The sequence below is a fragment of the Streptomyces sp. CA-210063 genome, assembly GCF_024612015.1.
Classification (GTDB): domain Bacteria; phylum Actinomycetota; class Actinomycetes; order Streptomycetales; family Streptomycetaceae; genus Streptomyces.
The window spans coordinates 6,729,625-6,755,175 of record NZ_CP102512.1 but is presented as its reverse complement, the minus strand read 5'-3'; the positions used below and the strand labels follow the sequence as shown (position 1 = coordinate 6,755,175).

The following is a 25,551-nucleotide window of genomic DNA, read 5'->3' as shown; positions in this document are numbered from 1 at the left end:
TCAGTTGAGGAGGGTCACGGCGTCGGGAACGAGGTGTCCGTGGAGAACTGGTGGAACGTGACCATGAAGCCGACGCAGAACGCGAAGGCCACCCCGAGGAAGGCCAGCAGGCCGAGGCTCGCCGCGCCCTGCTTGATCCGTTCGCCGGGCCCGTGGGCCGTGGCCACCACGTTCGGGCCGTCGGTGTAGTGGACGGTGACGAAGTCGCCCTCGACCGTCGTCATCGGCCCGTCCTCCTCCTCGAAACGGATCGCGCGGCCGTCGTGCGTCGTGAACTCGTACACGTGGTGGATCGTCGTGTGCACGCGGCTGTACTCACCCATGCCCTCGCTGACCGTCGTGAACGTCTTCAGGCAGCGCGCCTCGGCCGTCAGCCCGCTGTTCCAGGCACTCCTGATCAGGAGCCAGCGGCGCAGCACGCGGTAGCCCCAGAAGGCGATGACGGCCATCATGAGCACGGGAACGAGGTAGAAGAAGGCGTCCATGTGTGTTCCCCCATGTTCTTCAACCGCCCTGGTCAGCGGTGTGTGGGAACCTACCCGCGCCAGGGCCCCGCGCAGCTCAAGTGATGCTCAGAACTGAACGGGACCCCAGGCGCAGGACACTCAGAACGTCTCAGAACGTGACGTCCGAGCAGGCGTAGAACGCGTTCGTGGTGTCCGCGACCGTCCATACCGCGACGATCACGTGGTGGCCGCTCAGGCCGGACGGCAGGCGCCCGGTGTGGGAGAGCGTGGACGGCGGGCGCTGGCCGTTGTAGGGGACCGTGAAGAACGGGGTCAGGTTGAGGTCGGAGCGGGCCAGGGCGTGGTTCTGGTTCCAGCCCGCCTTGGTGACGTAGTACTTGAAGTCGGTGGTGGCGTGCATGGCGGTGAACTGCCAGCGGAACGTGTAGTTCTGACCGCCCGTCACCCTGGTGGTGGGCCAGGCGCCGCCGCCCGGCTTGGTGGACGCGTTGAGCTGGTTGAACCTGCTGTTGCCACCGGAACAGATCTGGCCGTCAGCCGGCCCTGAGCCCGGGAAGCCCTTCGGGCCCTCCACGCTCTGCGGCTCCCACTGGATGTCGCCGCAGTTGGTGACGGTGCCGTTCTGACAGAGCTTCTGCCTGCTGACGGGGAGGTCGGTGTAGCCGTGGCCGGTGGCGCCACCGCTGGAGAGCACGAGCGCTCCGGTGGTGGCGAGGCCGACCGTGGCCGCGTACCACTTGGTCTTGCTACGCGTATGACTGCGCATGCTGCCGCTCCCTGGAGTACGTGGGGGGTGTTCCAGGTCTAGACCAAGTCCCAGATTATGAGCGCTGGTTCAACATGTCCATACCAATCGCAGACCGTTGCGGCCGGCTGCCGCGGACTGTTCAGGAGGAGGTCTCGCGGCGTCCCGTATAGAACGCCACCGTCAGGTCCTTCACCAGCGCCTTGCGTTCGTAGTCGTCCAGTTCGACCAGGCCGCGCATGGTCAGCCGGGTCACCGTGTCCTCGACCGAGTCGACGACGGAGGTGAGGACGGTGTCGCGGTGCTGGGCGTCGAGCGCGGCGATCCGGCGGCGCTGCATCACGGCGGCCACCTCGGGCGCGTACTCGATCCGGGTCGGCTGGGCGGAGAACACCTGAAGCCCGACCGGCGCCGCGTCCGCCGCCACCAGCCGGGTCAGGGCCTCGCTCACCGCCTCCGTGTTGCGCAGGGTCGCGTCCCTGACCAGCGCGTTGGGCGATACGTCGGCCGGGAGCTGCGACAGCACCCGGGAGACCGCCGCCTCCACACACTCGCGCAGGTACCGCTCGTGGTCCTCGATCCCGAGCAACGCCCGCGCGGTGTCCCTGACCCGCCATGCCACGAGGACGACGACCCGCATCGCGACCCCGTTCGCGTCGACGGCCTCCATCGGCTCGCTCCGCCAGTGCCGCAGCCGTACGTCGACCCGGCGGCGCAGCACGAGCGGGTTCACCCAGAGGAGGCCGGTGCGGCGGACGGTCCCCCGGTACCGCCCGAACAGCCCGAGCACCCAGGCCCGACCGGTCCGCCCGCGCGCCAGCCCGCCGAACCCGAACAGGGTCAGGGCGCCGGCAGCGGCGTACGCGGCCCACTGCGCCGGCCCGAGTCCGGCACCCGCGTACGCGGCCGGCAGCCCGAGCGCCCGTACCGCGAGCCCCGGCAACACCCCGGCCCACCACGAGGTGAGTACACACCCGGCCACCCCGCACGCCCCGCCCAGCACTCCCACCACCCCGGGCATCACCCGCGCCGGCCGCTCGACCAGCTCCTGGTCCACTTCCACGGTGGGCCGCGCCTTCACCGCCCCCGGCCCCCGCCGCACCTTCGGCTGCTCCCCCGTGCCCAGCCGCCGGCCCACGATCGCGGGCGTGACCGGCACGGACACGGGGGCCGGGTCGTCCCGGAAGAGCAGATGTACGGGGATCTCGGTCGTCGTCTCGTTCTGGATGAGCCGGGCGGGCCGCGCGGCCCCTTCGGGCTCCGGTGTGGGTGAGGTGGTCGTACTCATACGTGCCTCCATGCCTCCGCGCAGGAAGAACCGTGGTCTGAGCGATGAGCCGGGGTGGTGAGCGAGGAGCTGTGGTGGTGAGGAGTGAGCTGTGGTGGTGAGGAGTGAGCTGTGGTGGTGAGTGGTGAGGCCGTGGCCTGGGGGATCGGTCAACGGGGTGGGGCGGGTGTCGCGGCCGTCAGTGGAACAGGCGCCGCCAGGTCTCCGGGCCCGGATAGCCGTCCGCCGCACCGCCGCGCCACCCCTGGGCCCGCTGGAACGCCTCCACGTTCCGCCGGTCCGACTCGCCCCAGCGCGGACCCGGACCCGAGGTGTAGTACTTGCCGAACCCCTTCTTGACCAGCTGCTTCCCTAGCTGGGTGACATAGGCGTTGTTCGCGCCCGGGCGGAACATCCCGCGTCCGGGATAGCCGGGGACGCCCTGCGAGGCGGGCGTCCTGGGCGAACCGGGCCGACCGGACGTGGCGGGCGAGGAAGGCCGACCGGACGTCCCGGGCCGGCCGGACGTGGCGGGCTTCCCCGATGCGCCGGGCCTGCCGGCCGTCCCCGGTGGCCGATGCGCGACGGGTGGCTTGGGCGCCGCAGGCCTCCCCGCTGGTCCAGGGTTCGCGGCCGGAGGGATGTTCTTGCCCCTGCCGGTCACCAGATACGACCAGGTCAGCGGCCCCGGCATCCCGTCCGCGTCGCGGCCCGACCAGCCCTGCGCCCGCTGGAACGCCTGGGTGGCCCTGCGGTCGGCGTCCGACCAGACCGGTCCCGGCCCGCCGGTGTAGAAGCGGGCCCCGCCGCGCTCCACGAGCATCTGCCCCAGCCGGGTGACGTGCTTGTTGTCGGCGCCGGGCCCGAAGGCGTCGGGGCCGGGGAAACGGTCACCGCCGGACGGCCCGGCGGAACCCTTCCGCCCCGGGCTCTCCGACGGGACACCGGGGGAACCGGAGTCGCCGGAGCCGTCCGTCCGGTCGTCCGGCGCATCCTCGCCGTCGTCGGTCAGCCCCTTGTAGCGGTACGGCACATAGCGGTTCCCGTTGTCCCAGTAGGCGTACGGGGTGGCCTGTCTGCGGGCGTACGGGCGGGTCGACTCGTAGGCGATGTAGTGGGTCTCCGCGTAGTCCGTCCAGCCGCCGAAAATGACGACGTGCGAGCCATTCTGGGGGTCCTTCGGATTATGGAAGAGCAGCATGTCGCCCGGCTCCAGCCGGTCCTTCGAAATGCGCTGGGCGAACTTGTCGAGGCTGCCCGTCCATTCGTTTCCGGGCAGGTTCCAGGCCATCGAGACGAACCCCGAGCAGTCCTGCCGATAACCGTCCGACCAGTACTCGCTCATGCTGTACGGCACCTCGGCCGCGATCCATGATGCGGCGCGCCCGATGATCTCGGCGCGGGTGGTGGGCGGCGTCTTCACCCCTTTCGGCGGCTTCTCCCCGTCCGCCGGACGGCCGGCCGGGCCATGCAGGGGAGCCCTCTTCCCCTGCGGGGTGTCCGGCTCCTCACCTGCGGGAACACCGCCGGGACTGACCGGGCCGTGGGCCGCCGCGACCGCCGGTGCGGCATGGCCGACGCCGAGTGCGGCGCCGGCGGCGGTGGCGACGACGAGCGCGTTCCTGGCCGTCCTGGCGGCCGGGTGACTCAGATGGGCGTACTGGGCGGAGTACGGCATGACCCGCCGCCAGTGGACACAACCGGGGCATTCGCAATCGGCCCCCGGATCGATCTCCTCGAATACCGGAGTCTCCATGCGATTCCCCTCGCGAACCGACCGAAGAATTCCACGCTTCTGCACGCGGGTCAGTTTCTCAACTGTCATCCCATGTCGCATGCTGACGGTCCAAATGATGTACACCGCCCCCCGTCGGCCGACGAGCCCGGCGGGGCTCGGCCTCTGACCGGGTGGCTCCGTGGTCAGGAGCACCCCCGCCCCTCCGCTAAGATTTTTCTCGCGCGCCGCTAGCTCAGTTGGTTAGAGCAGCTGACTCTTAATCAGCGGGTCCGGGGTTCGAGTCCCTGGCGGCGCACCACCTGGAGAGGCCCCTCGCGAGAGTGAATCGCGAGGGGCCTCTCCGCATGTGCACGTCACCCCGCGCACTCCCCCCTCGCTCCCCTCTCACTCCCCACAGATCCTCCACCGATGCCCCAATATCCGCGTATGACCGGTAAACACCGCGTTTCGCATCTTGCGATCAAGATGAACACCATAGAACCCTGGGCCGTAAGAGACTGCGGATACATGGCAGTTGGGGGGCCATGGGCGATTTGCGCGCCCGGGGATGGGGATCTTAGGCCCTCACCGACACACGCGATGCACGCTCTCATGAACAGATGCCGAGGGGGGCATCAATGCAACCGGATGGCCGTCACCCCGTGTCTCCATGGTGTAGATCACATGGTGACGATGGCCCATTGATGCGTCCGTAACGGTCGAGGGGGACCGAAGCGGGCGGAAGACCGACTAACACACACGAACGTGTGTGCGGGGGGAATGACTCATGACGTCGACGCCGACGGGCGCCCGGCACAACCACGACCCGTCCGAGACGACCCAACTGAAGGTGCCGTCGCACCGGACCGGAGCCTTCCGAAAGCTCAAGAAGACCCTTCCCAGATACGACTACGAGCACTACAGCCGGCTCGCGGGGCCTCTCACTCAGCCCGATCCGACCAAGCCCTACAAGGTGCGGTACCGCTCCCTGATCTCCCAGGAGCCGCACCGTATGAGGGTCGCCCTGATGCTGGCCGCCGCTCCGCTGCTCTCCCTGGTCCTGCTCGCCTGGCTGCTGCAGCAGGAGCACTGGACCGAGCGCGACTTCGTCGAGTACGAGTTCCTGCCCGCCCTGGACATGGTCATGCTGGTCTCGATCGGCCTGATCGAGTTCTTCCGCTGCATGAACGTGCTGTCGAACGCGCACGCCACGCTGGTCGCCCGCGACCCGATCCCGGTGGTGCCCGAGACCGGCACCAGAGTCGCCTTCCTCACCTCCTTCGTGCCCGGCAAGGAGCCGCTGGAGATGGTGACGAAGACCCTGGAGGCCGCGGTCAAGCTCCGTCACCGCGGGCTTCTGCACATCTGGCTCCTCGACGAGGGCGACGACCCGGATGTGAAGGCGGTCTGCGCGCGCCTCGGCGTACATCACTTCTCCCGCAAGGGAATCGCGAAGTGGAACCAGCCCAAGGGCCCGCACCGCGCCAAGACCAAGCACGGCAACTACAACGCCTGGCTGGACGCGCACGGCGACGACTACGACTTCTTCGCCTCGGTCGACACCGACCACGTGCCGCTGCCCAACTACCTGGAGCGGATGCTCGGGTTCTTCCGCGACCCGAACGTCGGCTTCGTCATCGGCCCCCAGGTGTACGGCAATTACGACAACTTCGTCACCAAGGCCGCCGAGTCCCAGCAGTTCCTGTTCCACGCGCTGATCCAGCGCGCCGGCAACAAGTACGGCTCCCCCATGTTCGTCGGCACCTCCAACGCCGTACGCATCAGGGCGCTCAAGCAGATCGGCGGGCTGTACGACTCGATCACCGAGGACATGGCGACCGGTTTCGAGATCCACCGCCACAAGAACCCGGCGACGGGGAAGAAGTGGCGCTCGGTGTACACCCCGGACGTGCTCGCGGTGGGTGAGGGGCCCAGCGCCTGGACGGACTTCTTCACCCAGCAGATGCGCTGGTCGCGCGGTACGTACGAGACGATCCTCAAGCAGTACTGGAAGGGCTGGTACTCGCTGCCGCCGAGCAAGCTCTTCAACTACACGATGATGATCATCTTCTACCCGATGTCCGCCCTCAACTGGATCCTCGCGGCGCTGAGTTGCGCCCTGTTCCTGGGTCTGGGCGCCTCGGGTGTGAACATCGACCCGACCGTGTGGCTGATGCTCTACGGCAACGCCTCCGCGCTCCAGATAGGCCTGTACGTCTGGAACCGCCGGCACAACGTCTCCCCGCACGAGCCGGAGGGCTCCGGCGGTGTGGCGGGCATGGTGATGTCCGCGCTGTCCGCGCCGCTCTACGCGAAGGCGCTGATCGACTCGGCCCTGCGCCGCAAGAGCAAGTTCGTGGTCACGCCCAAGGGAGACTCGGCGAGCCCTGACAGGTGGTTCGGCACCTTCCGGTACCACTGGTACTTCATCGTGATCTTCGGTGGCTCGATCGCCGCCGGTTTCGTCTTCGGCAACGCGCACCCCGCGATGATCATCTGGGCCACGTTCGCCATGATGATCACCGCCTTCCCCATCTTCGTCTGGCGCTACATGCTGCGGCAGGACAAGAAGAAGGCCGCCGCCGCGGCCGCACTGCAGGGTTCCATGGTGGCGCCGCCCGAGGCGGCTCCCGCGCCACACGCGCCGCCACTCGCACCGCACGCCCCACACGCGCCGCACGCTCCCCAGCACAAGCCGAGCTGGGCGGCGTCCGGGTCGGGCAGCGGGGGTAGCGACCAGACCATGCAGATCGCCCTGGGCGGACTTGGGGGACGTAAGGAATGAAGGACCGTGCAGGCCGCCGCCGCGCCCGTCGCCTCGCGATCGGCTCGGCGGTGGTCCTCGCGCTCGCCGGGATGAACGGGCCGTGGCTGTACCGCGTGAGCACCGAGAAATACCACGAGTACAAGATCAACAGACCCGAGTACAAGGCCGACAACGGGCACTGGCAGATCGTGGAGTTCCCGAAGGAGTACCGGCAGAACACGATCCACGCCGCGCTTCTGCACACGGGCAAGGTCCTGTTGATCGCGGGTTCCGGCAACGACGCCGACAACTTCGACGCCAAGAAGTTCGACACCCGCGTCTGGGACCCGGTCAAGCAGACGATCAAGCGCGTACCCACCCCGGCCGACCTGTTCTGCACGGGTCACACCCAGCTGTCCAACGGCAATCTGCTGATCGCGGGCGGCACCAAGCGCTACGAGAAGCTGAAGGGTGATGTCACCAAGGCCGGCGGCCTGATGATCATCCACAACGAGAACCCCGACAAGGGGATGAAGATCAAGGCGGGGACCCGGTTCGTCGGCAAGGCGAACGGCAAGACGTTCGTCCTGAAGGACACGGTCGACATCAAGAAGGCCACGAAGACCTTCGACAAGGACACCGGGAAGTTCACCGGCAACAAGCCGGGGATCGCGCGCGCCTACGTCGAGGCCGAGAAGAGGGGCAGGAAGTACGAGACGGGGACGGAGGACAACTACCGGGTAGTGGGCCTGGAGGGTGAGGACGCGCGGAACACGTACGGCATCGCGCAGAAGCTCGCCCTCGACAAGAAGGACTTCCAAGGGATCAAGGACGCCTACGAGTTCGACCCGGTCGCCGAGAAGTACATCAAGGTCGACCCGATGAACGAGGCGCGCTGGTACCCGACGCTGACGACGCTGTCGGACGGCACGATCCTGTCGCTGTCCGGCCTCGACGAGATCGGCCAGCTGGTCCCGGGCAAGAACGAGGTCTACGACCCCGAGACCAAGAAGTGGACATACACGAAGGACGTCCAGCAGTTCCCGACGTACCCGGCGATCTCCCTGATGCAGAACGGCAAGCTGTTCTACTCGGGCGCGAACGCCGGGTACGGGCCGGACGACATCGGCCGTGACCCCGGTATCTGGGACCTGAAGACCAACAAGTTCACCAAGGTCCCCGGGATGAGCGACAACAAGCTGCTCGAAACCGCCGGGACCGTGCTGTTGCCTCCGGCGCAGGACGAGAAGTACATGGTCATCGGCGGGGGCGGGGTCGGTGAGTCGGAGCGGTCCAGCAAGAAGACCCGGCTGATCGATCTGCTGGCCGAGAAGCCGCGGTTCGTGGACGGGCCGGAGCTGGCGAAGGGCACGCGCTATCCGCAGGCCTCGATCCTGCCCGACGACACAGTGCTCATCTCCGGCGGCTCGGAGGACTATCGGGGGCGCGGCGACTCCAACATCCTCGAGGCGCGGCTCTACGACGCGAAGACCGGGGAGATGCGGCGGGTCGCCGACCCGCTCGTCGGCCGGAACTACCACTCCGGGTCGATCCTGCTGCCGGACGGGCGCGTGGTGTTCTTCGGGTCGGACTCCCTGTACGCCGACAAGGCCAACACCAAGCCGGGGGAGTTCGAGCAGCGGATCGAGATCTATACGCCGCCGTATCTGTACCAGGACGCGCGGCCGACGTTGTCCGGCGGGCCGAAGACGGTGGCGCGGGGCGGGACGGCGACGTTCGGTACGCGGCATGCCTCGTCCATCAAGTCGGCGCGGTTGATTCGGCCGAGTGCGTCGACGCATGTGACGGATGTGGATCAGAAGTCGATCGAGGTGGACTTCAAGGCGGAGGGTGATGAGATCACGGTGACTGTGCCGAAGAATCGGAATCTGGTGCAGTCGGGGTGGTACATGCTGTTCGTGACGGATGACGCGGGGACGCCGAGCGCCGCGCGGTGGGTGAAGGTTCCGTAGGTAGTTTTTTGGGTGCGGGTGCGTGGGGGCTGGTCGCGCAGTTCCCCGCGCCCCTGAAAAGCAGGGGCTGCGCCCCGTGCTTTTCGGCCCGCAGGGCCGTGTCTTTAGGGGCGCGGGGAACTGCGCGACCAGCCACAACGGACCGTCAGTCAGACGCCTTCGCCAAGTCCAGCGCGTACTCCGGCCACCACTCCCCCGCCTTCGGCCCGCCCTTGCACTCCCCGTCCGACTCTCCCGGCCGCTTCACCCACAAGTACGCGTCCACCAAAGAGTCCGCCGTCTTCGTCGTGGGCGACTCCCCCAGCGCGCGCCCCGGAGGGTTGCACCACCGTTCGTCCTCGTCGCCCTCGGTCCAGGGACCGTTGCCGTTGCGGCTGGTGTCGATGACGAAGGGCTTGTCGCCGATCTTCGAGGAGAGCTGCTTGCCGTACTCGATGGAGTCCTCGGTGGTGTAGAAGTTCGAGACGTTGACGGCGAAGCCGTCGGCCTGTTCGACGCCGGCCCACTTGAGCGGGTCGTAGATCTCCTCGGGGTCGCCCCAGCCGGCGTTGCCCGCGTCGAGGTACACCTTCGTGTTCTTCAGCGCGCCGAGCTTCTCGATCGCCCCCTTGAGCAGGTCGTACCGCTCCTCGTGGAACTCGCCCGGGGTGCAGCCGTCCACCACGTGGAGCACCGCGTCGGGCTCCAGGATGATCGTGGCCGGCCGGTCCCCGATGCCCTTGGCCACACCGTCGATCCAGGCCCGGTACGCGTCGCCGTCGGCCGCGCCGCCGCCGGAGTACTGGCCGCAGTCGCGGTGCGGGATGTTGTAGAGGACGAGGATCGCGTCCCGGTCGGCCTTCTCGGCGGCCTCGGTGAAGCCCTTGGCCTCCTGCTCCGGGTTCTCCGCACCGATCCACTCGCCGGTCGGCTGCTCGGCGATCTTGCGGATCAGCTCGGCGTCCTCGCCCTTGCCGGCCTTCTCGTAGGCGGCAACCTGTGCCGCCGCGTTTCCCTTCGGATTGACCCAGAACGGGTCCGTGCCGCTCGGCTGTTGGGTGATGTCGGAACCGGAGGCCCGGTCCTTCTCGCCGTCACCGCCGTCACCGCTGTCTCCTCCGGAACAGCCGGCGAGCAATAACGCCACCACCGCCACGGACGCCCGAACCCCGGCCCCCCTACTGCCGTACATCCAACTCCCCCTTGGGTGCACCGTGTCGTAAGTCCCAATCCTGACATAAGTCCCGCCTCGCCCACGAGGTCGTCGCGACCTTGACCGAGAACCTGCTTACCTTTCCCGTCGCCAGCAGGATGGATGACGCAGCGTCACAGCCCGTCAACTTGGCGTCAAACAGCCTCTACCCGGGGCGCTCATCCGTTCTAGAGTCGCATCGGATCGCCCCAGGACCTCCCGTGTCGGCGCCGGGTTACTCCCGCAGCCCGAGCGCGCACGGTCGAGGACCAGCCCGGTCGGCGGCCCCGGGGGGAGCGGGTCGCCGACCGGGCCGGGTGTGTACGCCCGTTCAGGGTTCACGCGGACAAGGCCCGTACCGCTCAGGGTCCCGTGACGACCAGGGGCCTTTGCCGCTCAGGGTCCTGTGCCGCTCAGATACGCGGAGACGACGACGTTCGCCGAGTACGTGCGGCTCGTCCGGTCGAAGGTGCCGCCGCAGGTGACGAGGCGGAGCTCGGCGCGGCCCGACTGCCGTACGCCGTACGCCTGTTGGGCATCGAAGTCGTCGCGGCCGATGACCTGGACGTCGTCCACGGTGAACTCGGCGAGCCTGCCGTCGTCGCGGGCCACCCGGATCTTCTCGCCGATCCGCAGCGCGCTCAGCTCGTGGAAGACGGCGGGCCGGGTCTCGGTGTCGGCGTGCCCGACGAACAGCGCGGCCCCGGTCGCCCCCGGCGGCGTACCGCCCGCGTACCAGCCGACGACGCCGGGCTGGCCGTACGGCGGCGGCTCGATCGCCCCGTCCCGGTCGAGGCCGCGTGCCACGACCGGCGCCTGCACGCCCATCGAGGGGATGTCGAGGCGGTGGGGCCGCGCGCCTCTCAACGGCTCGACGGCGGGCGGCAGTTCGGCCTGCGCGGGCCGTCCGACCGCCGCCACGTCGCCGGTGGTCGGGGCGGATATGCCCTGCCGTACGTCGGTGATCTCGCGGCCCCACAGCCACAGGCCGAGCAGCAGCACGGCCCAGGCGACACCGGTGGTGACGCGACCGGTTCCGCTGCCGGACCCGGTGCCGGTCCCGCTTGCGTCGTAGGTGTAGTCCCGTCTGGTCACGACGACCCCTTACTCCGTACCTCGGCGGCGGCTCCGGCGCACGCCCCGCGCGACCACCACCACCGCCGCCACCCCGGCCAGGACCAGACCGACGACCGCGTGCCGGGCGCCGGGTCCGGTGTGCCGGGCGTCGTCCATGGAATCGACCGGGTCGGCCGCACCCTGCGAGGTCGCCACCTGGTCCGCCGCTCCGCCGCCGCCCGCGCGCGCGGGGGCGACCGGGGAGGCGGGGGATGCGGGGGCCGAAGGCCGCGCGGAGGCGGCGGGTTCGGCGGCCTCCGGCTTGGTGGCGTCGGGCTTGGTGGCGTCGGGCTTCGGAGGCCCCGGCTCGGTGGCCGCGGGCTTCCCGTTCTCGCCGACCGTGATCGTGCCCCTGGCCTTGTGTTCCTTGCCGTCGCAGGTGACCGATACGTCGTACGTGCCGGGTTCGAGCGAGGACCGTACGCGGGTGTCCCCGGAGAGCGTGCCGACACCCTGCCCGGTGAGCCGGATGAGCCGGGTGAGCCGGGTGAGCTGCGCGTCCGCGACGAACGCCTTCGAGGCGGCGGATCCCGACTTCCCCCCGCAGCCCTTGGCCCGCACCTGGATGTCGCTGCCGGGCGCCGGCGAGGCCGGCACCACCGAGATGTCCCCGGAGTCGGCCGCGTGGGCCGAGGGTGCCGAGGGTGCCGTCACGGTCGACGCGACCGCGACCACCGCCCCGGCACACAGAGTGAGTCGCAGTGAACCCATGGTGAACCTCCAGACACCTGAGACTCCCCCGCCGGAGGCCGGGACGCATCCGGGGAAGGGCCGCGACTACTCCGTACGGGTGTCTGGGGGTTTATCCAGCGGGTCGGAAGGCTCAAAGGCTCAGATGCGGTCGACCAGGTCCGCGATCGAGTTCACGACCTTCGACGGGCGGTACGGGAACTTCTCGATCTGCGCGGGGGTCGTCAGGCCGGTGAGGACGAGGAAGGTCTCCATCCCGGCCTCGATGCCCGCGAGGACGTCGGTGTCCATGCGGTCGCCGATCATCGCGCTGGTCTCGGAGTGCGCACCGATCGCGTTCAGTCCGGTGCGCATCATCAGCGGGTTCGGCTTGCCCGCGAAGTACGGCTTCTGCCCCGTCGCCTTGGTGATCAGCGCGGCCACGGCCCCGGTCGCGGGCAGCGGGCCCTCGGTGGAGGGGCCGGTCTCGTCCGGGTTGGTGGCGATGAACCGGGCGCCGCCGTTGATCAGCCGTACCGCCTTCGTCATGGCCTCGAAGGAGTACGTGCGGGTCTCGCCGAGGACGACGTAGTCGGGCTGGTGGTCGGTGAGCACGTACCCGATGTCGTGCAGCGCGGTGGTCAGCCCCGCCTCGCCGATGACGTACGCCGTGCCGCCGGGCCGCTGGTCGTCCAGGAACTGGGCGGTCGCCAGGGCGGAGGTCCAGATGTTCTCGACGGGCACGTCCAGGCCCATGCGGTCGAGGCGGGCGTGCAGGTCACGGGCCGTGTAGATCGAGTTGTTGGTGAGCACCAGGAAGGGGCGCCCGGACTCGCGGAGCTTCTTGATGAAGGCGTCGGCACCGGGGATCGGCACGCCCTCGTGGATGAGCACACCATCCATGTCGGTGAGCCACGACTCGATGGGCTTGCGCTCTGCCATGTGCGATCTCCTGCCGACCTCTGTCGATTCCTGCCGTACGTCCGTACATCTGTACGTCCGGCGCCGCCCCCAACCCTAGTGAGGGGTGGCTGAAATGAGGAGGCCGATCTTGGCCGCTGAGACCCGCCCGCCTCAGGTCGGCGGGCGGGTACGGGGATGGCCGCCATCAGGCACGCAAGGCGGCCGCCATCAGGTCACCCGGACCGTCTGCGGACGCCCGCCATCAGCAGCCCGCCGGCGGACAGGAAGAGGAGCCCGGTCACGTACGGCAGTGCCTCGCGCATACCCGATTCGGCCAGCTCGTCGGCGTACGGCCGCTCGCCCCGTACGGCCTCACGGTCACCGGCCGCGTCACCGTCCGCGTCACCGCCGCTCTCCTTGGCGGCCCCTTCCTCTTCCCCTTCCTCTTTCTCTCCCTCTTCCTCTGCCTCTCCGTCTCCCTCTTCCTCTGCCTCTCCGTCTTCCTCTTCGTCTGCCTCTCCGTCTTCCTCTTCGTCGGTGATCCGGAAGCGGTAGTCGTTCGACTCCCCCACCCACTCGCTGTCGTCGCCCCGCCGCTCGACCACGGCCGCGTTCGCCACGACGTCGTTCGGTACGGCCGCGTCGGAGGTGACGGAGAGGCGGACCTTGACGGTGAGGGTGCGGCCGGGCGGCACGGTGAAGCCGGTCCCGCCGCCGTCCCCGTCTCCGCCGAGGACGCCGACCAGTTCGTCGGAGTCGGTCCGCTCGAAGGTCACCGGCCGGGAGGTGGTGCCCTTGGCGTCCTCGTAGAACTCCAGCTGCGGCTGCGTCCGCTTCAGCGTGCGCGCGCCGTCGACCAGCACGACCACCGGGTGGATGTTCGCGCAGGTCCGGGAGGTGGTGTTGGTGAGTTCCAGCGCCCAGGTGTGGAAGCCGCCGCCGGCGACGTAGGTGGCGGGGCCGCCTCGGATACGGGTCCGGATCGGGAAGGCGCTGCTGTCGGCGCCGACACAGGTGGGCCGGTGGTCGTCCGCTGCCGCGAGCGGGGGTCCGGGGGCACCACCGAGCGAGGGTGTACCGCCGAGCGGGGGTCCGGGTGTACCGCCGAGCGGGGGTCCGGGGGTACCGCCGAGCGGGGGTCCGGGGGTACCGCCGAGCGAGGGTCCGGGGGTACCGCCGAGCGAGGGTCCGGGGGTACCGCCGAGCGCCGCTGCGGGACCACTGACGAGGGCGGCTGCGGTGGCGAGGGCAAGGGTCAGACACGTACACAGTCGCATGAACACATGACCATGCCATCTGCCTGCGCCGAGGGGCCCCGCCACGCCTTGGGGCCACAGGACCGGTGCGGAAGTCCGCTCGATCAGCGGAGCGACCGCACCGGCCTGGGGTCCTTCGGGTCAGTCGCCGATCCTCGGCAGAAGGGAGACCATCCTGCTGCCGTCCCGGGCGACCAACACGTCCTCGTAACTCAGGAGTTGGGGCGCGAGCCCGAACCCGGGCCCCGGCTTCGGCTTGCCGATGTCGGCGTGACCGCGCCAGACCTGCTCACCCGTGCGCAGATCGAGGCCGGACAGATCTCCGCTCGGGCTCAGGAAGTACACGACCCCCTGCTTCTCCGACACCACGGGAGACGCGATGCCCTCGACCGTGTCCTTGTCCGGCATCTCGACGCCCACGGGGCCGGTCCACAGGGTCTTTCCGGTGGTCAGCGAGTAGGCCGAGGCCTTGCCCTGCCAGGACACGGAGATCAGACGATCACCGATGACATCCAGGTTGGCGAGCTGTCCCTCGATCCGATAGGTGTGTGAGGTCCGCTCCCCGGAACCGCTGATGACGGTCAGCGGCATCTCCTTGCCGGCCGCGTCCTTCACTCCGGCCAGGACCATCCGATCCTCCGAGGTCCCGATGAGCTGCTGCCCGCCGGGGACGGTCATGACCTTCTCGGCACGTCCGGTGGCGGGATCGAGACGGAAGACCTCGGTGTCGCCCGGATCCTCGGCGTCCCGCATGCACAGGAGATACGGCACACCGCTCAGCACCGCCCGTTGACACGCGGTGCCCTTGTCCCAGGTGTGGCGCCACTTCTCCTTGCCGGACAGCGGATGGAGGGCCGACATCGTGCGCGGCGTCGGGGTGTTCGCCAGCACCGCGCCGTCGATGAGCATGGCGGCCTGGTCGCCGCGGTCGTCCTGCGGCATCTCGACCGTCCACACCACCTTGCGGCTGGCGGCGTGCACCGCCATCAGATCGGTACCGCCGTAGTAGTCCCCGTTCGGCTCGTTCTCCGCGGTGTGGTTCCGGAAGACGTAGACCAGGCCGTCGCGCACGGCGAACGGGTGGTCGATCCCGTCGCCTTCGCGATTGACCTCGACGGTCCACAGCCGCTCGCCGGTGTTGGCGTCGATCTTCGCGACGTCGTACTTCGTCCCGGCGCAGTACAGCGCGGAACCTTCCACCAGGCAGCCCCGCTCGCTGACCCCCGGGACACTGCTCTGCCACGGCTTCCAGCCCTCCGGCGACGCCGCCGGCCGCACCGGCCGGTCCTGCTCCACCGCACCGCCGCCCCCGAAGCCGAACACCGCCCCCACGCTGATCGCGACAACGGCCACCGCCGTCCCCGCGGCCTGCGAGAAACGGCGCCGGCCGCGGCGCCGCACCACCTTCTCGGCCAGGTCCCCGGGTGCCCGCACCCGGTCCAGGGCGACCGCGTGCAGCGTCTCCCGGACCTTCTCCTCCACCTGCTCCGTCGTCATCCCCGGACCCCCTTCGGCGTGTAGCTGAGCGGCTGGACCTGTTCCACATGACCTTCGGGCCCCAGCTCCGGTACGAGCGCCCGGAGCTTGGCGAGCGACCGGTGCGCCGTGCTGCGCACCGTGCCGACCGGGCACCGCAGCAGCGCCGCGACCTCGGCCTCCGGCAGGTCCTCGAAGTAGCGCAGCACGACCACGGCCCGCTGCCGCTTCGTCAGACGGCCGAGCGCCGCCCACAGCGCGATCCGCAGCTCGGAGTCCGCGCCCGCGTCGGCGTCCGTGCCGGACTCGGGCAGTACGGGCACCGTCGTCTCGGCGCGATGTCTGCGCAGCCGCCAGCGGTTGACCTGCTGGCGGTACAGGATCTGGCGGACGTACGCCTCGGGCTGCTCGATGCTCGCCCAGCGCCCGTACGCCTTCATCAGCGCGATCTGCAGCAGATCCTCCGCGGCATGCCTGTCCCCGCCGGTGAGCAGCACCGCGAGCCGCAGCAGCGCGGTGGAGCGCATCGCTACGAACTCCCGGAACTCGTCCTGGCCAGAGGCCTTCATCGACCCTCCCCCTTCTCGGCACCCGTCACGACGCGATGGGCCGCCCGCGGCTATCCCTCGGCGGGCGAGATTCTGCCGTCACACCGAATCGGTGCGTCGCGGAGGAACGGAGGAACGGAGGAACGGTGGAACGGACGAGCGGAGGAACGGTGGAACGGTGGAACGGACGAGCGGACGGCGGACGAGCGGACGAGCGGACGAGCGGAGGATCAGCGACACCGGGGCAGGGCCTGACCCCACATCCCGAACGCTCCTCAGAGCGCCTCACCCGTCCTCACGCCCGAACAACGGCGCCAGCAGGAGCTGAGCCGCCCCCTCCGCGACCCCGGACGCCCCACCCCCGGCCACCCGCACCGGCACCGCCGGATCCTCCCCCTGCCGCCGAGCCCACGCGTCGAGCACGAACCCCACCCCCCGCACGAACGCTTCGGGATGGGCCTCGACCGTCCGCCCGCCCAGCAGCACCAGCTCGATATCGAGGAGCCCCACGAGATTCGCGGCCCCCGTACCGAGCACCCGCGCCGCCTCGTCCACGTCCCCCCGCGCCACCGCCGCGAGGCACAGCGCCTCGACGCACCCACGGTTCCCGCACTCGCACATCGGCCCGTCCAGCTGGACGACCTGGTGCCCGAACTCACCGGCCCGGGTCCGGGCCCCCCGGTGCACCGCCCCGTCGATGACGAGCCCCGCCCCCAGCCCCGTACCGAGGTGGAGGTAGGCGAAGGACCCGTGCGCCCCCGCGACCGCCGCGAGCCCCAGGGCCGCCGCGTTGGTGTCCTTGTCGACCACCACCGGCATCCCCAGCCGCCGCGCCAGCGCCGCCCGCAGCGGAAACCCGTCCCACTCCGGAAACCCGGTGACCCGGTGCAGCACACCGTGCAGATGATCGAGAGGGCCGGGGAGCGCGACTCCGACCCCCAGTACAGGGAGGAGCGGCGCGGCCTCGACCGCACCACGCCTCTCACTCGCCCCCGCCAGCAGCGCCTCCACCTCACGCGCCGCACCCTCGATCACGGCGTCCGACCCGGCCCCCAGGCTCAGCGGCGTCCGCCGCTTGGCGACCACCGCGCCGGTCAGGTCGCAGAGCACGGCCGTCAGTTCGTCGCGGTCGAGGTGGAGGCCGATCGCGTGCCCGGCGTCGGGCACGAGCCGCAGCACGGTGCGCGGCTTGCCGCCGGTGGACGCCCGGTACCCGGCCTCGGTCACGAGCCCGTCCGCGCGCAGCCGGGCGGTGATCTTGCTGACGGCCTGCGGGGTGAGCCCCGTCCGCTCGGCCAGCTCCAGCCGGCTGATCCCGGCCGCCCCGGCGATCCGCAGCAGATCGAGGACCAGCGCCCCGTTGTGGCTGCGCAGTGCGAGGAGGTTCACGCCGGTCACTCCCGCGGTACGCCCGTTCCCGTTGCCGATCCCGTTGCCGATCCCGCCGCCGTTGCCCGTCCCGCTGCCGATCCCGTTGCCGTTCACACCTCCATTGTCTCTCGCGCTTGCACTTTGGCAACAGCGTTGCTTAAGTGGACGGTATGACAGGCACCAGCACAGGCAGGCCCCGCCGCGTCGCCCTTGTCGGCTACGGCCTCGCGGGCTCCGTCTTCCACGCCCCGCTGATCGCCGCGACGGAGGGCCTGGCCCTCGACACGGTCGTCACCTCGAACCCGGAGCGGCAGGCGCAGGCCCGCGCCGAGTTCCCGGAGGTGCGGTTCGCGTCCACGGCGGACGAGCTGTGGGCCCGGGCGGACGAACTGGACCTGGTCGTCATCGCCTCCCCGAACAAGACACACGTACCCGTGGCGACCGCCGCCCTGGAGGCGGGCCTCGCGGTCGTCGTCGACAAGCCCGTCGCCGGTACGGCGGCCGAGGCGCGCGAGCTGGCCGCCCTCGCGGACTCCCGCGGCCTGTTCCTCTCCGTCTTCCAGAACCGCCGCTGGGACAACGACTTCCTGACCCTCCAGGGCCTTCTCGCCGCCGGCGAGTTGGGCGAGGTCCGCCGCTTCGAGTCCCGCTTCGAACGCTGGCGCCCCCAGCTCAAGGGCGGCTGGCGCGAGTCCGGCGACCCCGCAGAGATCGGAGGTCTGCTCTACGATCTGGGCAGCCACATCGTCGACCAGGCCCTCACCCTCTTCGGCCCCGCCACCCTCGTCTACGCCGAGTCCGACCTCCGCCGCCCCGGCGCCGAGACGGACGACGACACGTTCATCGCCGTCACGCACGCGAGCGGCGTCCGCTCCCACTTCTACGCCTCCGCCGTCACGCCCCAACTCGGCCCGCGCTTCCGCGTGTTGGGCTCCGAGGCGGGCTACGTCAAGTACGGCCTCGACCCCCAGGAGGCGGCCCTCCGCGACGGCGAACGCCCGACACCCGGCACCGCCTGGGGCCAGGAGCCCGAGGACCTCTGGGGCCGTGTCGGCGCCGGCGACTCCCCCCTGACCGACGGCGGCCGCCCCGTCCCGACCCTCCCCGGCGACTACCCCGCGTACTACGCCGCCGTGGCCGCCGCCCTGCACGGCACCGGCGAGAACCCGGTGACCGCGTACGAGGCGGCCGCCGCGCTGGACGTACTGGAGGCGGCACGGAAGTCGGCGCGCGAGGGCGTGGCGGTGAAGCTGACATGACCGACACCCCGAGCATCGAGGAACTGGAGGCCCAGGAACGCCGCCTGGTCCTTCCCCGGTTCACCTACGAGGACGCCTGGGCGCTGGGCTCCCTGCTGGTCGAGCTGGCCCGCGACCGGAACGCCCCGGTCGCCATCGACATCCGCCGCGGCCCCCAACAGCTCTTCCACGCCGCCCTCCCCGGCTCGACCCCGGACAACGACGCCTGGATCGACCGCAAACGCCGAGTAGCGGAACGCTACGCCAGCTCCTCGTACCTGGTCGGCGCCCGCTTCCGAGCCAAGGACACGACCTTCGAGGAGTCCTCCCGTCTGGACCCGAACCTCTACGCGGCCCACGGCGGTTCCTTCCCGCTGACGGTAGAGGGCACGGGAGTCATCGGCACGGTGACGGTATCGGGCCTCCCCCAACTGGAGGACCACGCGATGGTGGTGGAGGCCCTGGAGCGCTTCAAGGAAGACTTGTAACTGCCGGTTATGGGCCGCGCCCTTTCTTTTAGGGGCGCGGGGAACTGCGCGACAAGCCACAACGAACCCGCAGCCGCCAACAACCCGTAGTCCCCCACCCATGAGGCACCCGGCGCCCCGAGCGGAGCGCCTACGCGTTCTTGAACTCCTGCCGCTGCCGCCCAAGCCCTTCGATCTCCAGCTCGACAACATCCCCGCCCCGAAGGAACGGCTTCGGCTCAGGCTCCCCCAACGCCACCCCCGCCGGCGTCCCCGTATTGATGACATCCCCGGGGTAAAGCACCATGAACTGACTGACATACCGCACGACTTCACTCACCGCGAAGATCTGCTCGGCCGTCGTCCCGTCCTGCTTCAACTCCCCGTTGACCCACAACCGCAGCCCGAGCTTCTGCGGATCGGGAACCTCGTCCGCGGTCACCAGCCACGGCCCCAGCGGATTGAACGTCTCGCAGTTCTTGCCCTTGTCCCACGTCCCGCCGCGCTCCAGCTGGAACTCCCGCTCGGACACGTCGTGCGAGACTGCGTACCCGGCGACATGCGCGAGCGCCGCCTCCCGCGACTCGACATAGCGGGCCGTGCGCCCGATGACGACCGCGAGCTCGACCTCCCAGTCGGTCTTGGCCGACCCGCGCGGCACGAGAACCGTGTCGTTCGGCCCGACGACCGTGTCCGCCGCCTTGAAGAAGATCACCGGCTCGGAGGGCGGCTCGGCCCCGGTCTCGCGGGCGTGGTCGTGGTAGTTGAGCCCGATGCACACGATCTTGCCGATGCGGGCGAGCGGCGGCCCGATCCGCAGCCCGGCCGCGTCCAGGACGGGCAGCTCACCGCTCCCGGCCGCCGCCCGGACCCGTCCGAGCGCCTCCTCGTCCGCGAGGAGCGCGCCGTCGATGTCCGGCACGACCCCCGACAGGTCCCGCAGAACGCCCTCGGCGTCGAGCAGCGCGGGCCGCTCCGCGCCCGCCGTACCGACTCGCAGCAGCTTCATCGTCGTACATCTCCCTCGCTCGTCCGCCGCCCGACCGATGGGTGCAGCCATCGGAGGACTGGTCGATCCTCCAAGGTCACCGTCCACTCCGCAATACCCGGTTCACGGAGTGGACCTCCCGTGCCGCTGCCCCGATCCGACCTACTGGGCGGTAGCGGCTGACGACGTTCCGGCGGCGGTCCCGGCCGAAGGCAGGGGATAGAGCAGCGCCCGCTCCACCGCACTCCACGTCGTACTGGTCACCACGTACAGCGCGGCCGCGAGCGGCACCACCGCCACGGTGACCAGCGTGAAGAAGGACATGAACGGCATGAACTTGCTGACGGCCCCCATGCTCGCGGCCATCCCGGGCACCTGCTCGTCCGACACCGCCGGCATCCCGGCGGTGCCCGCGGCCATCATCAGCTTCGTACGCCGGAAGTTGAAGGCCGCGACGCCCGCGACGATCACGAACAACCCCACGTAGACAAGCCCCTGCGCCCCGAACACGCCGCCCTCACCCAGCGCGTCGGCCCAGCGGTCGCCGAGCGGGGCCGCGAAGAGCCGGTGGGTGAGGAGGGCGTTGGCCTCGCCGCCGATCGTCTTGTTGGAGAACAGGTGGTAGAGGAGGAAGAAGGCCGGCAGCTGGCAGAGGCTGGGCAGGCAGCCGGACAGCGGCGACACCTTCTCCTCCGTGTGCAGTTCCAGCACCGCCTTCTGCAACTTCTCGGGGTTCTTGGCGTGCTTCTTCCGCAGCTCCGCGATCTTCGGCTGCAACGCGATCCGCGCCCGCTGCCCCCGCGCCGCCGCCCGGGACAGGGGATGCACGAGCAGCCGTACGAGCGCCGTGAACAGGACGATCGCGACGGCCGTCGCGGAGGCGTGGAACAGCGGCTGGAGCAGATCGGCGAGATACGCGACCAGGTCGGCGAAAACGGACATGGGTGGGAGCCCTCCAGAGGGTCTCGTCGTGCCAGGAAGTCAGGACGTGGTCGTCCGGAGCGGTCCGGACGACGGGAGACTCGGCGCGACGGCCCGCGGAAAGGGCACGTGCAGTCGGATGGCTGGGGGCGTGCCCTACGCGGTGGCCGTCAGGAGGGCACGTCCGGGCGCCCGGGGCCGCGTACGGCCGCGGGCGTCGGGATCGCGTTGAGGCAGGAACGCCGTACGGCGCTCACGGTCCCGTATGGCCGTTCGTACGCGCGTACGGGGTACGACGGGTGCGCAGCGCGAGGCGATCAGCGCGCAGGCGGCGAACGCGGAGCCGGCCGCGGCGGTCGCGGCGAAGGCGACGGCCGCGGAGAGCGTGCCGGCGTCCAGCACCGAGAGTTCGAAGAGGACGAGGAGCAGCACGGCGACGGGACGCAGATTGGCCCAGGCCTGCAACATGACTCGCTCCCCCTTCTTTCCTCTTTCCGTTTTTCGTTTATACAGGACGCCGCTGACAACGGGGCGGGCGGTGGGCCGCGAGCGGGCACGCCGGTCTCGGCCAGAAGGACGCCCCGGGCGCGCCGGCCCGGGGCGTTTCTCCGACTCACTGGATGGCTTACTGGATCGGGGAGTCGGGCGGGGGAAGCTGGATGGTGCGCTCCCGGTCGAGGGATTCGACGCCGTCGATCGCCTCCAGGTCCGGGATCCGTTCCTCCGCGACGGTTCCGGAGAGCGTGCCGAGGATCGGCTGCTCGCCCGTGACCGTCAGTCCGGCCCGCCGTAGGGCCTCGACGACTTCCGCGAACCGGTCGGGGTCGACCGCGAGGACGACCCCGACCGGCTCGGACCGGGACGGCTCGCTCACGGGGCCTGGAGGAGGCCCGCGCCGACGTCCCTGACGGGCTGCGCCAGCGGGAACGCGCCCGCCTTCAGACGGGCCACGAGATCGGCCGCGGGCACGTTGGGGTTCGCCTCGGCGAGCAGGGCGAGGACACCGGCGACGTGCGGTGTGGCCATGCTCGTACCGCTCAGGTTCACGTACCTGCCGCCGGGGGCGGCCGAGCGCACGTCCCTGCCGGGCGCGGCGATGTTGATCTCGCCGCCTTGGGCGTTGATGCCGCCGTTGGAGAAGGACGACGGGGTGAGTGACCTGTCGAGGGCGGCCACCGCGAGGATGGAGGGGCAGTTGGCGGGCCGGCTGACGGGGTGAATGACCGGGGGCCGCTCGCTGTCGTTGCCCGCCGCGGCGACGATCACCGTCCCGCGCTCGAGCGCGCGCCTGGCCAGGATCTCGTACGTCTGCGGGAACAGCTCGCCCGGTCGGACCAGCGCGCCGAGCGACATGGAGATCACGCGCGCGCCGCGGGCGACGGCCCAGGCCATGCCCGCCAGGATCTGGCCGTCGGCGCCGCTGCCCCTGTTGCTGAGGACCTTTCCGGCGAGGATCCGGGCGTCGCAGGCAACGCCGTAACGGGGTCCTTCCTGGGGTCTGGCCGGGCCGGCGACGGTGCCGATGCAGTGGGTGCCGTGGCCGTTGCGGTCCTCGACCGCCTCGCCGACCACGAAGGACATGGTGTCCTCGATGCAGCCGACCAGGTCCGGGTGGGTGATGTCCACGCCGGTGTCGAGGACGGCGACCTTCACACCGCGTCCCGTCAGATTTGTGAGGTTGGCCCGGATCGCCTGCAGGCCCCAGGTGAAGCTCTGCTCGTCCGCGGCCGGGCCCTGGGTGGCGGCGATCTCGGCCCTGGTGTGGCGGTCGACGACGTCCTCGTCGCTGCGGTAGGCCGGGAAGAACTCGGTCGGCGCCTGCGTCGGGGCGGTGATCGGCATGGCGTACACCATGCGCTCCGGCTCCGCCGCGATGATCGCCGGGTCGGCCTCGGCCGTGGTCACCAGCGCGTGGCGCTGGTCGGGCCGCACCTCGACGACGGCGGCGGCGAGTTCCTCGAAGTGCACCGAGACGTCGGGGCGCTCCAGCAGTTCGGAGACGTTCCCCGCCTCGGCTCCGCGGACACGTTCGACGGACGCGATGTCGGCGGAGGAACGCAGTGCGTTCAGTCCGCTTTCCTGGTTGCCCGGGTCGAGCATGACCACGTACCGACCGGTGTACTCCGCACCCTGGCCGGTGCCGGGGCCGCCGGGTCGATTGGGCTGCCCGTCCGAGGCGCGCCTGTCCATGGGTCCGTTCGCCATTGAATTTCCCGCTTTCTGTGCGCTGCCCCCGAGGCTTCGTGGACGCGCGTCGATTCACAGGGCACTGGGAGCTGAGGCACTCCAGGGCTGATGGGCACGGCCGAACCGCGCGTCGACGCGCGGCGCCGTCGCTTCCGGCAAGGCGGTTCCATGCGGTTCCTTACGGTTCCGTGCTGGACCGTTGCCTGCGCGAGGCGCCTCGAACACCGTCGCACCGGGTGCGGAGGTCGGCAACACGGCGGCGCAGCACGTAGGAGGCCAGTGCCCTCGCACGTGGGAGGGCAGTGCCCCAGCAGCCGGAGTAGAGGGCGCGAGCATCGGAGCCCCCGAACGCGCGGGCTTGGGAGCTCCGCCCCCGCCCGTCGCTGTCCGCTCCGCTGTCCGCCGCCTGTGCGACCCCTTTCCTCTCCCCTTCTCACAACCGTTGAAAGAAATCGAAGAAAGCGCTGTCACGCATCTCGACAACCCCACCGTTCACCCCTGACTCTTCCGATGTCCCTATGGAGCAGCTCGGAAGGTGGCGGCTCCCCTCCCCACCTTTCCCTCCCCTCGGCACCCGCATCCCCCGGAGCTGACATGACCGCATCCCCCGGCCCCCACGACGACCAGGCGAGACCGACCGCGGAGACGGAGGCGTCCCCGGATGCCGGCCGCCGCCCCGGCACGTTCGGCCGCAGAGCCCTGCTGGCCGCGGCCGGCGGCGCGGTGGTGGGCACCGCCCTCGGCACCGGCACCGCACACGCCGACGCGACCATCGCGGTCAACCCGGCCACGAAGTACGGCACTTGGGAGGGCTGGGGCACCTCGCTCGCCTGGTGGGCCAACGTCTTCGGCGCCCGGGACGACTTCGCCGACCTCTGGTTCACCACCAAGACGACGACGTACAACGGCACGGCCCTCCCCGGCCTGGGCATGAACATCGCCCGCTACAACCTCGGCGCGTGCAGCTGGAACACGGTGGAGGGCTCGACCATGGTCGAGTCGGCGAACATCCCCGCCTTCAAGCAGATCGAGGGCTTCTGGCAGGACTGGAACAACGAGGACCCGAACTCCTCCGCCTGGGACTGGACGGCGGACGCGAACCAGCGCGCCGCCCTGACGAAGGCGGTCGCGCGCGGCGCGACCACCGAACTCTTCGCGAACTCCCCCATGTGGTGGATGTGCGCGAACCACAACCCCTCAGGCGCCTCCGGCGGCGGCAACAACCTCCAGACCTGGAACTACCGCCAGCACGCCTCCCACCTCGCGGCGGTAGCCCTCCGCGCGAAGAACAACTGGGGCGTGAACTTCGCGACGGTCGACCCCTTCAACGAACCGGCGGCATCGTGGTGGACGGCGACCGGCACCCAGGAGGGCTGCCACATGGACCCCGCCGTCCAGGCGGCCGTACTCCCTTACATGCGCAGCGAGTTGGACGCCCGAGGCCTGACATCGGTCCGCATCGCGGCCTCGGACGAAACGAACTACGACGTGGCCCGCTCGACGTGGAACTCCTTCGGCGCCTCCACGAAGTCCCTGGTGAGCCAGGTGAACGTCCACGGCTACCAGGGCGCGGGCGGCCGTAGGGACTTGTTGTACACGGACGTGGTCACCACCTCCGGCAAGAAGCTGTGGAACTCGGAAACGGGCGACAGCGACGGCACCGGCTGGACCCTCGCCCGCAACCTCTGCTACGACTTCCGCTGGCTCCACCCCACGGCCTGGGTCTACTGGCAGGTGATGGACCCGACAGCGGGCTGGGCGATGATCGCCTACGACGCGAACACCCTCCAGCCGACAACAGTCCAGACCAAGTACTACGTCATGGCCCAGTTCAGCCGCCACATCCGCCCGGGAATGACGATCCTGGACGCGGGCTCCAGCTACACGGCGGCGGCGTACGACGCGGCAGCGCGCCGCTTGGTGATAGTGGCGATCAACACCTCCACCTCCGCCCAGACCTTCACCTTCGACCTCTCCCGCTTCACCACGGTGACAGGCGGCACGAACGGCCTCGTCCCCCGCTGGAACACCCACACCTCAGGCGGCAGCGACCGCTACCGCGCGTACTCGGACACCCGCCTGAACGGCAAGTCGGTGGCGGTGCCGTTCGCGGCGGGGGCGGTGCAGACGTTGCAGATCGACGGGGTGACGATCTAGAGAACCTGTCGAAGGCGATCCAGGGAACCTGTCGAAGCCGAACGCCTCAGCGGGCCGGGGGGTCACCTCGGCCCGCCCACCCCATCCGCACACCATCCGCGCGCCTCTGCACCCTTCCGAGCTGCTGCCGCAGCAGACGCTGGGCCCCGGTCGGCGGCCGAAGGAGTC

At 70.1% G+C, this 25,551-nt stretch carries 22 protein-coding genes and 1 tRNA gene; 6 read left to right on the top strand and 17 right to left on the bottom strand.

Going from position 1 to position 25,551, the window contains the following annotated elements:
• Positions 1-14: 14 nt before the first annotated feature.
• From JIX56_RS29590 to JIX56_RS29575, 4 genes are all read right to left on the bottom strand, one after another.
• Positions 15-485 (bottom strand): hypothetical protein, encoded by a 471-nt coding sequence (locus JIX56_RS29590; protein ID WP_257545060.1) that lies wholly within the window; start codon positions 483-485, stop codon positions 15-17.
• A 130-nt stretch (positions 486-615) separates the two neighbouring features.
• The gene (locus JIX56_RS29585) at positions 616-1,233 is read right to left on the bottom strand and encodes a lytic polysaccharide monooxygenase auxiliary activity family 9 protein (protein WP_257545059.1); all 618 of its coding nucleotides are present in this window, start codon (positions 1,231-1,233) and stop codon (positions 616-618) included.
• Positions 1,234-1,354: 121 nt separating this feature from the next.
• Positions 1,355-2,500 (bottom strand): SPFH domain-containing protein, encoded by a 1,146-nt coding sequence (locus tag JIX56_RS29580; RefSeq protein WP_257545058.1) that lies wholly within the window; start codon positions 2,498-2,500, stop codon positions 1,355-1,357.
• Positions 2,501-2,678: 178 nt separating this feature from the next.
• Entirely contained in the window at positions 2,679-4,235 is a 1,557-nt protein-coding gene (locus JIX56_RS29575) for a peptidoglycan-binding protein (protein WP_257545057.1), read from the bottom strand.
• Between the two features lie 203 nt (positions 4,236-4,438).
• Here JIX56_RS29575 and JIX56_RS29570 point away from each other — a divergent pair.
• The 3 genes from JIX56_RS29570 to JIX56_RS29560 all read left to right on the top strand — a co-directional run bounded on the left by JIX56_RS29570 (position 4,439) and on the right by JIX56_RS29560 (position 8,915).
• Positions 4,439-4,515, top strand: a tRNA-Lys gene (locus JIX56_RS29570).
• A 468-nt stretch (positions 4,516-4,983) separates the two neighbouring features.
• Entirely contained in the window at positions 4,984-6,981 is a 1,998-nt protein-coding gene (locus tag JIX56_RS29565; protein ID WP_257545056.1) for a glycosyltransferase family 2 protein, read from the top strand.
• Entirely contained in the window at positions 6,978-8,915 is a 1,938-nt protein-coding gene (locus JIX56_RS29560) for a kelch motif-containing protein (RefSeq protein WP_257545055.1), read from the top strand. Before JIX56_RS29565 ends, JIX56_RS29560 begins: the two co-directional genes overlap by 4 nt.
• A gap of 145 nt (positions 8,916-9,060) precedes the next feature.
• Here JIX56_RS29560 and JIX56_RS29555 read toward each other — a convergent pair whose 3' ends face one another.
• From JIX56_RS29555 to JIX56_RS29520, 8 genes are all read right to left on the bottom strand, one after another.
• Entirely contained in the window at positions 9,061-10,086 is a 1,026-nt protein-coding gene (locus JIX56_RS29555) for a glycoside hydrolase family 6 protein (protein ID WP_257545054.1), read from the bottom strand.
• A gap of 396 nt (positions 10,087-10,482) precedes the next feature.
• Positions 10,483-11,181: a class F sortase gene (locus JIX56_RS29550; protein ID WP_257545053.1), complete on the bottom strand. Its 699-nt coding sequence runs from the start codon at positions 11,179-11,181 to the stop codon at positions 10,483-10,485.
• Between the two features lie 9 nt (positions 11,182-11,190).
• The gene (locus JIX56_RS29545) at positions 11,191-11,913 is read right to left on the bottom strand and encodes a hypothetical protein (protein WP_257545052.1); all 723 of its coding nucleotides are present in this window, start codon (positions 11,911-11,913) and stop codon (positions 11,191-11,193) included.
• A 120-nt stretch (positions 11,914-12,033) separates the two neighbouring features.
• Entirely contained in the window at positions 12,034-12,813 is a 780-nt protein-coding gene (locus JIX56_RS29540; protein ID WP_257545051.1) for an HAD-IIA family hydrolase, read from the bottom strand.
• A gap of 194 nt (positions 12,814-13,007) precedes the next feature.
• Positions 13,008-14,051: a cell wall protein gene (locus JIX56_RS29535; RefSeq protein WP_443031904.1), complete on the bottom strand. Its 1,044-nt coding sequence runs from the start codon at positions 14,049-14,051 to the stop codon at positions 13,008-13,010.
• 120 nt (positions 14,052-14,171) lie between these two features.
• Positions 14,172-15,527 carry a PQQ-like beta-propeller repeat protein gene (locus JIX56_RS29530; RefSeq protein WP_257545049.1) on the bottom strand — a complete coding sequence of 452 codons (1,356 nt, stop codon included), beginning with the start codon at positions 15,525-15,527 and terminating at the stop codon, positions 14,172-14,174.
• Positions 15,524-16,075, bottom strand: coding sequence for a SigE family RNA polymerase sigma factor (locus tag JIX56_RS29525; RefSeq protein WP_257545048.1), 552 nt, complete (start codon positions 16,073-16,075; stop codon positions 15,524-15,526). Before JIX56_RS29525 ends, JIX56_RS29530 begins: the two co-directional genes overlap by 4 nt.
• A gap of 264 nt (positions 16,076-16,339) precedes the next feature.
• Positions 16,340-17,539 carry an ROK family transcriptional regulator gene (locus JIX56_RS29520; protein WP_443031903.1) on the bottom strand — a complete coding sequence of 400 codons (1,200 nt, stop codon included), beginning with the start codon at positions 17,537-17,539 and terminating at the stop codon, positions 16,340-16,342.
• Positions 17,540-17,595: 56 nt separating this feature from the next.
• Here JIX56_RS29520 and JIX56_RS29515 point away from each other — a divergent pair, with 56 nt between their 5' ends.
• Together JIX56_RS29515 and JIX56_RS29510 are read left to right on the top strand one after the other, a co-directional pair.
• Positions 17,596-18,684 (top strand): Gfo/Idh/MocA family oxidoreductase, encoded by a 1,089-nt coding sequence (locus JIX56_RS29515; RefSeq protein WP_257545047.1) that lies wholly within the window; start codon positions 17,596-17,598, stop codon positions 18,682-18,684.
• Complete coding sequence (locus tag JIX56_RS29510; protein WP_257545046.1) at positions 18,681-19,151, top strand: heme-degrading domain-containing protein; 471 nt, start codon at positions 18,681-18,683, stop codon at positions 19,149-19,151. The genes JIX56_RS29515 and JIX56_RS29510 overlap by 4 nt, the downstream gene beginning before the upstream one ends.
• Before the next feature lie 130 nt (positions 19,152-19,281).
• Here the strand turns inward: JIX56_RS29510 and JIX56_RS29505 are convergent, their stop codons facing one another.
• The 5 genes from JIX56_RS29505 to JIX56_RS29485 all read right to left on the bottom strand — a co-directional run bounded on the left by JIX56_RS29505 (position 19,282) and on the right by JIX56_RS29485 (position 23,244).
• Positions 19,282-20,139: a fumarylacetoacetate hydrolase family protein gene (locus JIX56_RS29505; RefSeq protein WP_257545045.1), complete on the bottom strand. Its 858-nt coding sequence runs from the start codon at positions 20,137-20,139 to the stop codon at positions 19,282-19,284.
• Between the two features lie 141 nt (positions 20,140-20,280).
• A complete protein-coding gene (locus tag JIX56_RS29500; protein ID WP_257545043.1) occupies positions 20,281-21,060 on the bottom strand; it encodes a YidC/Oxa1 family membrane protein insertase in 780 nt (259 codons plus the stop codon).
• Positions 21,061-21,195: 135 nt separating this feature from the next.
• Entirely contained in the window at positions 21,196-21,507 is a 312-nt protein-coding gene (locus JIX56_RS29495; RefSeq protein WP_257545041.1) for a DUF6412 domain-containing protein, read from the bottom strand.
• 157 nt (positions 21,508-21,664) lie between these two features.
• Entirely contained in the window at positions 21,665-21,913 is a 249-nt protein-coding gene (locus JIX56_RS29490) for a hypothetical protein (protein ID WP_257545039.1), read from the bottom strand.
• Entirely contained in the window at positions 21,910-23,244 is a 1,335-nt protein-coding gene (locus JIX56_RS29485; RefSeq protein WP_257545037.1) for a S8 family peptidase, read from the bottom strand. Before JIX56_RS29485 ends, JIX56_RS29490 begins: the two co-directional genes overlap by 4 nt.
• Before the next feature lie 576 nt (positions 23,245-23,820).
• On the opposite strand from JIX56_RS29485, the gene JIX56_RS29480 reads away from it, so the two are divergent.
• On the top strand, positions 23,821-25,383 hold the full coding sequence (locus JIX56_RS29480) for a beta-1,6-galactanase (RefSeq protein ID WP_257545036.1): 1,563 nt from the start codon (positions 23,821-23,823) through the stop codon (positions 25,381-25,383).
• Positions 25,384-25,551 lie beyond the last annotated feature (168 nt).